The sequence below is a fragment of the Salinimonas chungwhensis DSM 16280 genome, from assembly GCF_000378185.1.
GTDB classification, from domain to species: domain Bacteria; phylum Pseudomonadota; class Gammaproteobacteria; order Enterobacterales; family Alteromonadaceae; genus Alteromonas; species Alteromonas chungwhensis.
Window position 1 is genome coordinate 200593 of sequence record NZ_KB899377.1, and the last position, 12485, is coordinate 213077.

Here is a 12485-nt window from a genome sequence, read left to right on the forward strand (position 1 = left end):
CGTCGTGCTGCCTTTTTATGTAAAGATTTAAAACCTGTGACGCAGATTTAGTGTTAAAAACGACGCGTCGCGATCAGAAATGAGTCGTGACCAGAATGCATTCACTGACCATGATTTGCTGATAAAGTGTGTTACAGAGGTATTAATGCGACCCACGCTGCTGCCATCATATTTGTTTAAACCCCACGCAGCCTCAATGTGAACTTTTATATTGTTACGCAGGTAAACATATCCCCCCGTGCGCGGCTCCAAATAAGCCTGTACCCGGTGGTTATCAGCACTTATGCCTACGCCATTTTCAATATACACCCCGCCATGAGCTATAGGAAAGGTAAAACCTCCTGACATCTCAGCTTGTGCAACCAGTTTGCGTTGCAGATGATTATCAAAGACACGATTAAGACCTACCTGAAGCCCGGTAGAGATATCTCCATACACCGCATTAAAAGGAACTCTGGACGTCATGCTGTAAAGCATCAGCTTATCCAGATGCAATGTCGTGTTGCTGGGGGTGTAGCGGATCTTAATATCCGCCAGAGAAAGCGCAGTCTCGCCAGAATAGTTACGGTGGTCAGAATTAATATCACTGGCCACGGGAAAATAACGAAATGTCAGGGACTGGTTTTCATGGATATCTTCGACGCCTATCGCCAGCATCGATTCTTCACTTGTGTTAACCGGATTTTTATAGTTGCTGACATCCAGGGCCATTCCGGCAAACATTGCTTGTCCGGGTTGAAGGCGCTGAATATTGGCGTGGTGCCGCTTTTCACCAATGAGATTTCTCTGGCGAAGCATTATATTAACGCTTTGGGCAAACTCGTAACGAAGAAAGCTCTGAGAGTCGCGAGTGAAATTCAGTGCGGGACTGCCTTCCTTGCTCAACTGACGGACAATCTTTTGTGCGCTGTCAGCCGAAAGCGACTGGGCAAGAGATTGCGCTTTCCACTTATGGGAGGGCAGAAGCTGTGTTTGTGCGACAAGATCATTTTTCAGGGCGAAGCGGACCACATCTGACGGCGTTACAATAGTATCCATTTGCGCGAGGGTGGGGGGGCGCGCCAGAGTTAGCAAAAGTCGGGTTACGGTGGCACAGTTATAAGAATGAAAAAAGTAGTCAGGATTAAACTGACCCAACTCCCAAATCATGCCCGCGATAAGTGACTTCTCCGTTGCGCTTAGATCCAGCTTGTACTCCCATACGTTGCGCTGCTCGGTCTGTCGGTAATGTTGCTGGAAAGGCGCGTAGGGGGCCACTTGAAAAACACCTGGCTTGCCCTGCACAAGCGTGTCGTACAGCAATACAGGAATATTCAGTGAATCCAGTTCGGTGAAAAATGTAATACCATGCTGAACCTCTGTGCCTTCGGTATTAGCGCCATCAAATCGCAACATAATATGGCCCATCATTGAGCTTGCTGATGTCACGTTTTCTGCGGCGAAGACAAGGTAAGCTTCATCAGTGGGAACACTGTTGCGAAAAGAACGATAATCGCTGCACTTTGCAAAGTTCAGAGTATCTTTTGCCAAGCCGAGTGTTATCTCAATAAACCGCTTTCTGGCAGGATATTGACAGGCTTTCTGAGGCGCCTCAAAAATCAGGTTTACTGTGGCGGTCAGCTCAGCGCTCGCTGACACCGGATGAACTAAATACCCAGTATAGTTGGGATTTATCGCAACGCCTTGTTTTAGCTGTAATAATGCTTGCCATAAAGGCGTGTTTGCAGCGTTATGGTAAGCAAGTTGATGATGAATATTATTCCGAGAGGGTGTCGATCCCTCTGATTGGGATGGTAATAAAAACAACAGGCAAAACAAAAAGGAAGCCAGAGGGCTTCCTTTGCAGCGCAAGATTTTCATGTAAATATTATTTACAGGGAACAGTCACTGATTCCTGATAACGCCACATTTTCTCTGTGCCATAATCCGTTGAAGAACCAAATACGCCGCCGCTCAACAAATTAACAAAAAACGCGCCTTCAACTTCTTTGTTCAATGCAACATTTGAACAGTTCGCATCCTGCGCCACCAATACTTTATTTTTGTTTTCTTTTGTGACCGTTACCACGCCAGGTACGGTTTGATTTTGGCCATCTACCGCAACAGTGGTTTGCTGACCATTTGAAGTGGTCACATTCATCTTGTAGGTATCTTCGGTGAGAATAGTAGCACAGCCAGAAGTAAGAACTGCAGTAGCGAGCGCTAGTCCGATTAGTTTTGTTTTCATTTAAAATCCCTTAATAAAATGCTTTAGCCTGAGAAGGCGTCAGTAATATATATTTTTCTTTTTTTAATGCAAACTTTCAATTCAACTTTTTTGATCCTTTTTAGTGAGCTTCAGATAGTTCTATCTTCCGACACCAAATTTTAGCCATGGAAGTAAACTTTTTTTAAGGTTTATCTCGTATAGTATTTAGACGGTGGGCGGTTGCAAAACTTCTTACTGTTATTCCTTCGTTTATCACTTTCTCATGGTGATGAGTTTAGCCCGCTACAGGACGGCGGGCTTTTTTACTTCCTATTGATATGCCCCGGCAGAGTACGTTAACTCGTAACTGTGACTGTATATTTCCAGAATATTACCGAACGGGTCTTCCATATAAATCATTCTGAACGGTTTTTCTCCCGGGTAGTAGTAACGTGGCTTGGGCATACGGCGCTTGCCGCCAGCGGCTTCGATCTTTTCAGCTAGTCCTTCCACATCAGGGTCCTGGACACAGAAATGGAAAATGCCGGTTTTCCAGTACTCGAAGTTGTTTTGCGGATTTTGCTGATGTTTAAACTCAAAAATCTCTACCCCGATTCTATCGCCTGTAGACAGATGGGTGATACGAAATTTTTCCCATCCGGCACCAAATACATCGGTGCACATCTGGCCAATAGCGCTGTCATCTTCTTCGATGGTGGTGGGTGGCATAATCAGATACCAGCCCAACACTTCTGTATAAAACTTCACCGCTGCGTCTAAGTCAGGTACCGACAAACCAATATGGGAAAAGGTTCTTGGGTAAGGCGTTTGTTTGGTCATGGTGGTGCTCCGCGTGTTGATTAACTCGAAAGCAAGGTTACGCCTTAGGATATAAAATGATAAATTATCATTAATTCTTGTTTTGATAATTTTACGTTATGAAATTAAACCCCGCCTGGTTGCTTACTTTCAGGGCTCTGGTAGAAACAGGGCATTTTACCCGGACTGCTGAAAAACGCTTCATGACTCAGCCTGGCGTAAGTCAGCATATTCAAAAACTTGAGGCGGCCTGCGGCCATGCACTGATTAAACGCCAGGGTAAAAGTTTTACCGTCACACGGCAGGGCGAGCAGCTGTATGACTATGCCCGGTTGCTTGAAAACAATGAGCAACAACTGCTTAGTGAGTTAGGCGCAGACAACCCCTATCAAGGGACATGCCGCATTGCCTGTTCAGGTGCCAGCGCAATCCGGTTGTACCAAAGCCTGTTACAACTGCAACAGTGCCATCCCGGACTACGCATGTATTTACAGGCGGCTCCTTACCAAAGCGTGCTGGCGGCACTTCAGACGGGCGAGGCAGATTTGGGTATCGTTACTGAAAAGCCTGATTCGCTGGCATTCAAGACGCAGAAAATTGGCCGTGAGGCCATCGCTATAATCGTGCCAGCCGCACGGCCTCAGGGTGCCAGATCGCTGATCAGTTATTTGCAAAGTCTGGGTATGATTCGGCATCCTGACAGTGATTACTATATCAGTTTATACCTCAATCGCAGTGATTCTGATGACCTGCGTGCAGTGCCATTTCATACCATAGAAACCCATAGCTTTATTAATCAGATCCATGACATCTTGCTGCCGGTGGCGATGGGGCTTGGGTTTACTGTGCTACCGCGCAGCGTGCTTGAAGCCAGTAGATACAAGGATGCGTTAAGCGTGATGGGTAATATCCCCCTGATTGAAGAGCCCCTGTATCTGGTATATCGAAGTGACCGCGAGCTGGCGGCGCGGATGCATAATCTCATTCCCGTATTACAGCGCGAACTGGCAAGCGTGAAATAAAAAAACGCCACCTGTTAAGGTAGCGTTTAAACCATTTTACATAATGAAAAATGGCGGCTTACGACTAGTATTTGCTAGCGTTCGTCTGAGGGCGCGTAGCGCTGTAGCCAGTGCGCGTAAGGTGCCGGCATCACCCAGGACGGCTCATCGACGCCCAGTTTTTTGGCAGCAAAATACGCCCAGTGGGGATTGGTCAAATGCATGCGACCTACCATTACGATATCAAGCTGGCCGTTCTTCACCGTATCATTAGCCAGCTCCGGGGTGTCTACGCCCCAGGCGGTGGCCACCGGGATCTCCGCTTCCCGGCGTACTTTCTCTGCTACCGGCGCCAAAAATGCAGGGCCCCATGGTATATCCGCATCAGGGGTATTGAAGCCTATGCTGACACTGACAAAATCCGCTCCGGCGGCTTTGAACTGCTTTATCAGAGCAATAGATTCAGCCTGGGTTTTCTCATCATTTCCATCATATTCAACAACGCCGAAACGAATTGTGAGAGGCAGATTTTGCGGCCATACCTCGCGTACTGCTGCTAATGTTTCAAGCAGAAAACGACCCCGGCCCTGGGCGTCACCACCGTATTCGTCAGTACGGCTATTCGCATGGGGTGAGAAAAAGCTCTGGGCCAGATAGCCGTGGGCAAAATGCAGCTCCAGCCACTGGAAACCGGCATCCAGAGCACGTTTTGCGCCGCTAACAAAATCCGCCTTTACCCGCTCGATATCCGCTTTTGTCATGGCGGCAGGCGTCCGCGGCAAGTTAGCGCCAAAGGCTTGTGCCGAAGGACCAATGGGCTGCCAGCCTTTGGGGTCATCTGCTGCAATATGATCATCGCCGTTCCACGGACTATTTGCCGAGGCTTTACGGCCTGCATGGGCAAGCTGAATACCAGCTACTGCGCCCTGATCTTTAATGCGCTGCGCAACATTCGCTAATCCTTCGACATGCTCTTCTTTCCAGATGCCCAGATCTTCAGGAGAAATCCGGCCCTCTGGGGATACCGCAGTGGCTTCAACAATTACCAAACCGGCGCCGCCACGGGCAAATGATTGATAGTTAGCTTCATGCCACTGGTTTACAAAACCATCTTCCGCGCTGTACTGGCACATTGGCGGCACCGCAATACGGTTGCGCAGGGTGATATCTTTTAGGGTAAATGTGTCAAACAAAGCTGACATTACTGTTATTCCTTCTTTGGCGTTATTTGCAGGTACCTGTCAGGCCGTTCGTGGTAGGCGTGTCGGTCCCGTTGAATTAGGTCAGCAGGGCGAACCTTGCTATACAGATATAAAATAGGGATGATATTGAATATAAAAAATGAATGTTTTAAATAATTGTCTTTCAATATATGAATATCGCATCTAAAGATTTTAATCTGCTGGTTCTGTTTACCATTTTGTATGAAGAGCGAAGTCTCAGTCGCTCTTCAGTGCGCATGAATCTAAGCCAGCCTGCCTTGAGCCATAAGCTGAAAAAGTTGCGGCAAGAATTCGATGACCCTCTATTTGTGCGCTCTGGGCACGGGTTAGCTCCCACACCAAAAGCGGATGTGATGGCGCAGGAAGTTTGTACGCTGGTTAAATCCCTGGAAGGCTTTTACGTTCGAAGTAGTGAGGAAAATATTGCCGGGCGCACTGATACTATTCGTTTGTATTCCACAGACTTTATAGAATTTATGCTTTTACCGGACCTTATCCGGCGGATGCAGCAAAAGGCGCCAGGGGTGCGGATTGTTACTCGTAATACCACTGGCGAGTTTCCGCTGAAGGCGCTGGAAAACGGCGACTGCGACATTGCCATCGCCGGTTTTTTTGACAATCTGCCTAATCACTTTTACCGACAGGCGCTATCTTCATTTGAGTTTGCTGTTTTAAGTGATCGTCAAAACCCGTATTGGGGAGCGGCCCAGTCCCTGAAAAATTTTATCCGTTGTAAACATGTGGTGACAACATTAAATGGTGACCTGAAAGGCGTCATGGATAAGGCTTTGGATAAAGTGGGGGCGCAGCGAGAGGTCATCGCCGGGGCCTCAAGCTTTTTAACGCTGCCCTATGTTATCAGGTCTACCGATTTGCTACTGACTTGCCTGGCGCCCATTGCCGCACACATATGCCAAGTAGAGCCGGCACTGGCGATGCACACCCCACCGGTAGAGACCCCGCCGGTGACCATTGAGCAGGTCTGGCATCCGCGTACCCATGAAGATCCGTTACGGTGTCTGGTAAGAAGCGAAATAAAAGCGATTCTGGCGGATTATGCTATAACGACGACAGATTTATGAAAACCGAAGTTACAGGGCTCACTATCGCTGCCGCTGCTTGATGGCAGCCAGTTTGGCTTTTGCGTTATCGCACCAGTAGCATCGTTGCGCCGGTGCCATAACCAATGCATTGACAAAACATCGCTTAGCATCTTCAAATTTATTCGCCGCCAGGTAAGCCTCTCCCAGGCTATCCCACAAATTTCCATCGTTCTCAAATAAGGTGACATTTAATGATAACAACGCAATCGCGCGTTCAACCTGGTTAACATCCAGCAGCGCAAGGCCTGCGCGATTAAGCACATAGCGTTCCTGAAGCTGGGTTTCAAAACGGCTTTTAATACGTCGCTGTAAGGTTTCAGACGGACCGGTGAATGCTACCGCCACGCGCAGTATTTCGGTAACCGGCCCGGCTGCAAAAGTTGGCGGATTAAATACATGGTCAAACAGCATGAGCTCAATATTTTCACTGACACTCGGCGTATCCTGCACCATGGCATTAGAGGCGTAAATGATTACCAGGTCTTCATTTTTTAACCAGCGTAGATCGAAATAATAAACTCCATTTGAGCCATTATGGCCGACCATTTTGGTGTCTTTGGGCGAATCGAATACACTCCAGCCATACCCATAGGCAATATTATTATCAGGCCGCTGTTTAACATAAGCCTTTGTCAGCTTGTCAATCTGCTCGGTATCCAGAATCACGTTGTTACGCAGCGCTAAATACCAGCTATACATGTCATCCAGAGAAGATATTAAACCGCCATTACCTTTTAGACTCCAGGCCACCTGGTTATCATGACGATAGCGCGAAAGCGTGGTAGCTACCGGCACCACACCCTCACGATAGCCAATGGCGGTGTCCTGGTCAGCAATGTTATTTTGCAGGTATCCGGTTTGCTGCATGTTTGCCGGTTGAAAAAGTCGCTGCTGCAAAAATGTCTCGTAGGGCTGTCCTGAGGCAAGTTCAATGATTCTGGCCAGTAAACTATACCCTACATTGGAATAGTGAAACGTTTCACCTGGTTTTTCCAGCAGATCCATCTTCATAACCCGGTTAAAAAAGGCATCTCTTTCAACGTGGGTAAAGTCGTCGATACCCACGCCGCCAGGTAATCCGGCGGTATGGGTGAGCAGCTGATGAACGGTAATACTCTGTTTATCTTGTGGCACAGAGGGGAAATAGCGGGCGAGGGTATCCTTAACGCTTAGTTTTTCCTCCTTTTCCAATAACAGAATAGCCGCAGCGGTAAATTGCTTGGTTACCGAGCCAATATCGAACAGCGTTGCCGTAGTAATGGGTTTCTGAGATTCCCGATCCGCATCGCCGTAACCTTTTTTCAAAATTAGATTGTTGCCGTTTGCAATGAGCACAGCCCCTGAAAAACCATGCTCAATACTTCGGGTAAGATGATTGTCGATACGCTCTATGGCCCATTTTGGCTGATCCTGTGCGATTACAGAAAAACCGGCGAAAAGAAGCAGGCTGATAAAAAATCGGAAAAGCAGCCTCATAGATACATCCTTACATTAGGCAGTGACTTCAAGTATACCATAGCGTTGCCCCTGAAGATTTTCTAGGCAGGCAGCCAGAATTCAGCGATAAGACCTTTTTCAGGATGGTTTCGCAGCTCAATATCACCATGGTGACTACTGATAATCCGTCTTGAGATAGCAAGCCCAAGTCCTGACCCACTACTGCCGCGGGCTTTGTCACCCTGAATGAAAGGTGAGAAAACATTCTGCAAGTGCTCAGCTGGAATGCCCGGCCCAAAATCACGGACCCTACAATAGATGCGCTGTGCCTTTTTATCGTGAAAACTCGTAATAGTGACTTTGTCACTACCGTACCTGAACGCATTTTCGATGAGATTATCCAGCACGCGCTTAATACCAACACGATCTAACGCGATGGCTGGTAACTCGCCCAGTTTGAGAGTGATTTCGTGATTCTCTTCTACGTGTCTGGCGTCGGTGAGTTCATTAATTAATGCATTCAGGTTATCGTCTTCATAGCTGGCTGAGGTATCAAGGCGCGCGTACTCAATGAATTGATCGATAATCGCATTCATGTCTTCAATATCATTAACAATGCCTTCACGGATCCATTCATTATCTTCGGTAAGCATTTCCGAAGACAGACGTATTCGGGTCAGCGGTGTGCGTAAATCATGTGAGATACCGGCTGTCATAAGGGTGCGGTCATTCTCAAGCTGTCGAATCCCCTGATTCATACGATTAAACGCGCGGGTCACTTCTATAATTTCCGCGCTACCCTGTTCTTTTAAAGGCGGGGGGAAATGGCCTTTACCCACCTCTAAGGCCGCTTTTTGTAAAGCATGTAAAGGGCGGTTGAGACGACGCACAAAAAGCCAGCCACCAACAACACTTAATATACCGATGACCATGAGGTAAATGGTGAGTGGTGAAATATCAGTACTTGCCCACCCCGACAGTGGAATCATTATCCACTTATCAGGTTGTGTTTTCAGCGCTATCCATACCTGATAAGACTGTTCGCCCTGGGCATCCTCTGCCGGCGTGCTTACTCGCACATCCGCGGTTTGGTGCAACTGACTGGAAACCTGAACAGACATAAAGCGGTACGGCGTGGCTCCCGCCAGCCCCTTCTCTTCGGCCGCTGCAGTATCCAGTATCTGGATGCCGGTTTGTCGGGTAAATTCTATTTGCTTAAAGCGGTTGGCCGAAAGCAGATCCTGGGCCAGCATACTTTGAACCTGCGTAGCCAGCAGGCTGTTAATCTGTGCGGTGGTAGGGCGAATAAAGTAATAGGTAACCGAGAGATAGCTCACAACCTGATTAATGAGCAACAGCATACCAATTAAAAGTACAGTCTGCCCGAAAGCGCTTTTGGGAAGTAACCGCATCAATACCCCACCAGACTATTATTGCGCTTCACCATCGGGTACAAATACATAGCCCAGCCCCCATACCGTCTGAATATAACGTGGGTTGGCGGGATCTGCCTCCAGCATACGGCGTAAGCGCGAAACCTGAACGTCAATGCTGCGTTCCAGGGCGCTGTAATCCCGGCCGCGGGCCAGATTCATCAACTTATCCCGGGACAATGGCTCGCGGGGATGGGTAACAAGTGATTTCAATACGGCAAACTCGCCGCTGGTGAGTGACAATGGCTTGCCGTTATCGCTCATCTCACGGGTCGCCAGATTCAGCTTGTAGCTGGCAAATTCAACAATCTGCTCACCCTTTGACGGGGCACCGGGGGCGTCATGTACTTTTCTGCGTAACACTGCTTTGATTCGCGCCAGCAACTCGCGGGGGTTAAATGGTTTGGGCAGATAGTCATCGGCACCCATTTCCAGCCCGATGATACGGTCAACTTCTTCACCTTTTGCCGTAAGCATCACGATAGGCAGGTCGCTGTTACCCTGACGCAAGCGGCGACAGACAGTCAGACCGTCTTCGCCAGGCAACATCAAATCCAATACCATCAGATGAAAATTTTCGCGCGCAAGCAAACGATTCATTTGTTCAGAATCTGCGGCGGTGCGCACCTGAAAACCCTGCTCTATCAAATAGCGCTCCAGCAATCCGCGCAAGCGCATATCATCATCAACAACAAGAATTTTTGACGTTTCCTGACTCATTATGGTTATCCTGAGTTTTTCTTAACTATACCCAGAACTTTGTGGCGACAAAAGCCTGGCGGCGCGCTTCTGTGATTTGGAATGTTACAAATGGTTTCAGTGTGGCTTTTCTAAGTAGCAATATGCTGGTATTAAAGGACAGTTGTTACAACGCAATGGGAGAAACGGGCACTTGCCCGGCGGGACGGATCAGTCATCACTTATCCAGTCCATTTGATGGCCGGCCCGGCGCTTTTTATCCAGAATATCTTCTATCAGCGGGGTCAGTATCAATTCCATAGCCAGTCCCATTTTACCGCCAGGCACTACCAGCGTGTTGATGCGCGACATAAAAGCGCCATCAATCATTTGCAGTAAATAAGGAAAGTTAACATTCTTCATTTCCCGGCGAAAACGCACTACCACAAAGCTTTCATCCTGCGAGGGAATTTCCCGGGCGCTGAAAGGATTAGAGGTATCCACGGTAGGTACCCGCTGAAAATTAACATGGGTGCGGGAAAATTGCGGGGTAATGTAGTGAAAATAATCATCCAGGCCACGCACAATACTGCTCATTACCGCTTCGCGGGAATGGCCGCGATCAGTGGTATCACGTACGATTTTCTGGATCCATTCTAAGTTAACGATAGGCACCATGCCGACCAGCAGATCGACATGCTCGGCGACGTCATTTTCTTCTGTTTTGACACCGCCATGGAGTCCTTCATAAAACAATAGATCAGTATTTTCCGGTAGTGCCTGCCAGGGTGTAAATGTACCAGGCATCTGGTTGAACGGCACGGCATCATCAAATGTATGCAAATATTGTCGAAACTGGCCCTGCCCGGACTGGCTGTATTCGTGAAACAACGATTCCAGCAAATCAAAATCGTTGGCTTTCGGACCAAAGTAACTTATATGCCGCCCCTGTTCCTGCGCCTTGCGGATCTCGACTTCCATTTCCGGACGGGTGTATCGGTGAAAGCTATCGCCCCCGACTACTGCCGCATTGATCTTCAGATTTCTGAAGATATGACGGATGGCGTTGGTTGTGGTGGTCGTGCCAGCACCGGATGAACCTGTGATAGCTATAATTGGATGTTTTACGGACATAGCGCTGATTCTGCATAAAGCCGGACACTAGTTATAAGCTGGCAGGTTCGAATAATCAAGAGGCGAGAGAGGGAAGTAACAAAATGAAAACCGCAAGAGGAGCGCATCGCTTTACCCTCCGCGGTTGATTTAAATATTTAAAAAACAAAAAGAAAGTAAACTGACAGATTTAGCCCGCTTTACTCTCACGTTCTATAGCGCGGTGGGCAATATCTGTACGGTAGTACATGTCCTGCCAGCCGATATGCTGAACCAGCGCGTAGGCATTTTGCTGCGCCTCAGTAACATTTGCGCCCAGTGCAGTGGCGCATAGCACGCGCCCGCCGCTGGTGACAATATCACCTTGTTTTAATGACGTTCCGGCATGAAAGACTTTGCCCTCCACTGCAGCAGCATCCTGTAAACCGGTAATCACATCACCTTTATTGTAATTGCCAGGATAACCGCCGGCCGCCAGCACCACGCCAACGGCAGCCTGTTCGTCAAACTCAACAGACTGTTCGTCCAGCTTTTGCTCGCAGGCTGATAGGCATAATTCCACCAAATCAGATTGCAATCGCATCATTATAGGCTGGGTTTCCGGGTCGCCAAAGCGGCAGTTATATTCAATGACTTTGGGAGTGCCATCGGGCATGATCATAAGCCCGGCGTAAAGAAACCCTTTGTAGGGGTGCCCTTCGGCGGCCATGCCTTCAACTGTCGGAACAATAATCTCATCCATAACGCGCTGATGAATCTGGGCTGTTACCACTGGCGCGGGAGAGTAAGCGCCCATGCCACCGGTGTTGGGGCCCTTGTCGCCGTCAGCGGCACGTTTATGATCCTGGCTGGTAGCAAAAGGAAGAATATTCTGACCATCCACCATAACAATAAAAGAAGCTTCCTCACCTTCCAGAAACTCTTCGATTACCACGCGGCTCCCTGCTTCACCAAAGGCATTACCAGCCAGCATATCGCGAATGGCCGCTTCTGCATCTTCTTCGGTTTCTGCAACGATAACACCTTTGCCAGCAGCCAAGCCATCGGCTTTGACCACAATAGGAGCGCCTTTTTCTTTCATGTAGGCAACCGCAGGTTCAACGTCAGTAAAGTTTTGATATTCTGCTGTAGGAATATGGTGCCGGGCGAGAAAGTCTTTGGTAAATGCTTTTGAGCCTTCCAGCTGCGCGGCAGCCTGGCTGGGACCAAAAATTTTCTCGCCAGCTTTTTCGAACGCATCGACCACACCTGCTACCAGCGGCGCCTCGGGGCCAACAATGGTAAGCCCAACACTATTTTGCTGAACAAACGTTAGCAACGCATTAGTATCGGTCACCCCGATATCGACATTTTTCAGTTTAGGCTCAGAGGCTGTGCCGGCATTACCCGGAGCCAAAAAGACCGTCTCTACTGCTGATGACTGAGCAGCCTTCCAGGCCAGAGCATGTTCGCGGCCACCGCCGCCAATAACAAGTACGTTCATTACAGCG

Annotated in this window: 11 protein-coding genes; 2 read left to right on the forward strand and 9 right to left on the reverse strand. The window is 48.5% G+C overall.

Translation table 11 applies throughout. The features are described from left to right. Window positions 1–27 precede the first annotated feature (27 nt). The 3 genes from F458_RS19055 to F458_RS0105165 all read right to left on the reverse strand — a co-directional run bounded on the left by F458_RS19055 (window position 28) and on the right by F458_RS0105165 (window position 3028). A complete protein-coding gene (locus F458_RS19055) occupies window positions 28–1860 on the reverse strand; it encodes a lipoprotein N-acyltransferase Lnb domain-containing protein (protein ID WP_018982319.1) in 1833 nt (610 codons plus the stop codon). A 7-nt stretch (window positions 1861–1867) separates the two neighbouring features. Continuing rightward, window positions 1868–2227 (reverse strand): hypothetical protein, encoded by a 360-nt coding sequence (locus tag F458_RS0105160; protein ID WP_018982320.1) that lies wholly within the window; start codon window positions 2225–2227, stop codon window positions 1868–1870. 291 nt (window positions 2228–2518) lie between these two features. Then, on the reverse strand, window positions 2519–3028 hold the full coding sequence (locus F458_RS0105165) for a lactoylglutathione lyase family protein (RefSeq protein WP_018982321.1): 510 nt from the start codon (window positions 3026–3028) through the stop codon (window positions 2519–2521). Between the two features lie 98 nt (window positions 3029–3126). Here F458_RS0105165 and F458_RS0105170 point away from each other — a divergent pair, with 98 nt between their 5' ends. After that, on the forward strand, window positions 3127–4029 hold the full coding sequence (locus F458_RS0105170; RefSeq protein WP_018982322.1) for a LysR family transcriptional regulator: 903 nt from the start codon (window positions 3127–3129) through the stop codon (window positions 4027–4029). A gap of 74 nt (window positions 4030–4103) precedes the next feature. Here the strand turns inward: F458_RS0105170 and F458_RS0105175 are convergent, their stop codons facing one another. Next, window positions 4104–5210 carry an NADH:flavin oxidoreductase/NADH oxidase gene (locus F458_RS0105175; RefSeq protein ID WP_018982323.1) on the reverse strand — a complete coding sequence of 369 codons (1107 nt, stop codon included), beginning with the start codon at window positions 5208–5210 and terminating at the stop codon, window positions 4104–4106. A gap of 170 nt (window positions 5211–5380) precedes the next feature. Between F458_RS0105175 and F458_RS0105180 the strand changes: the two genes are divergently transcribed. Next, the gene (locus F458_RS0105180) at window positions 5381–6313 is read left to right on the forward strand and encodes a LysR family transcriptional regulator (RefSeq protein WP_018982324.1); all 933 of its coding nucleotides are present in this window, start codon (window positions 5381–5383) and stop codon (window positions 6311–6313) included. Window positions 6314–6334: 21 nt separating this feature from the next. Here F458_RS0105180 and F458_RS19060 read toward each other — a convergent pair whose 3' ends face one another. The 5 genes from F458_RS19060 to purD form a co-directional block, all read right to left on the reverse strand. Next, entirely contained in the window at window positions 6335–7810 is a 1476-nt protein-coding gene (locus F458_RS19060; protein ID WP_018982325.1) for a serine hydrolase, read from the reverse strand. A 62-nt stretch (window positions 7811–7872) separates the two neighbouring features. Further along, window positions 7873–9183: a two-component system sensor histidine kinase EnvZ gene (gene envZ, locus F458_RS0105190; protein WP_018982326.1), complete on the reverse strand. Its 1311-nt coding sequence runs from the start codon at window positions 9181–9183 to the stop codon at window positions 7873–7875. 18 nt (window positions 9184–9201) lie between these two features. Continuing rightward, a complete protein-coding gene (gene ompR, locus F458_RS0105195; protein WP_018982327.1) occupies window positions 9202–9924 on the reverse strand; it encodes an osmolarity response regulator transcription factor OmpR in 723 nt (240 codons plus the stop codon). Window positions 9925–10113: 189 nt separating this feature from the next. Continuing rightward, window positions 10114–11016: a phosphoribulokinase gene (locus F458_RS0105200; protein ID WP_018982328.1), complete on the reverse strand. Its 903-nt coding sequence runs from the start codon at window positions 11014–11016 to the stop codon at window positions 10114–10116. Window positions 11017–11185: 169 nt separating this feature from the next. Next, a complete protein-coding gene (purD, locus tag F458_RS0105205) occupies window positions 11186–12478 on the reverse strand; it encodes a phosphoribosylamine--glycine ligase (protein WP_018982329.1) in 1293 nt (430 codons plus the stop codon). Between the last annotated feature and the right edge of the window lie 7 nt (window positions 12479–12485).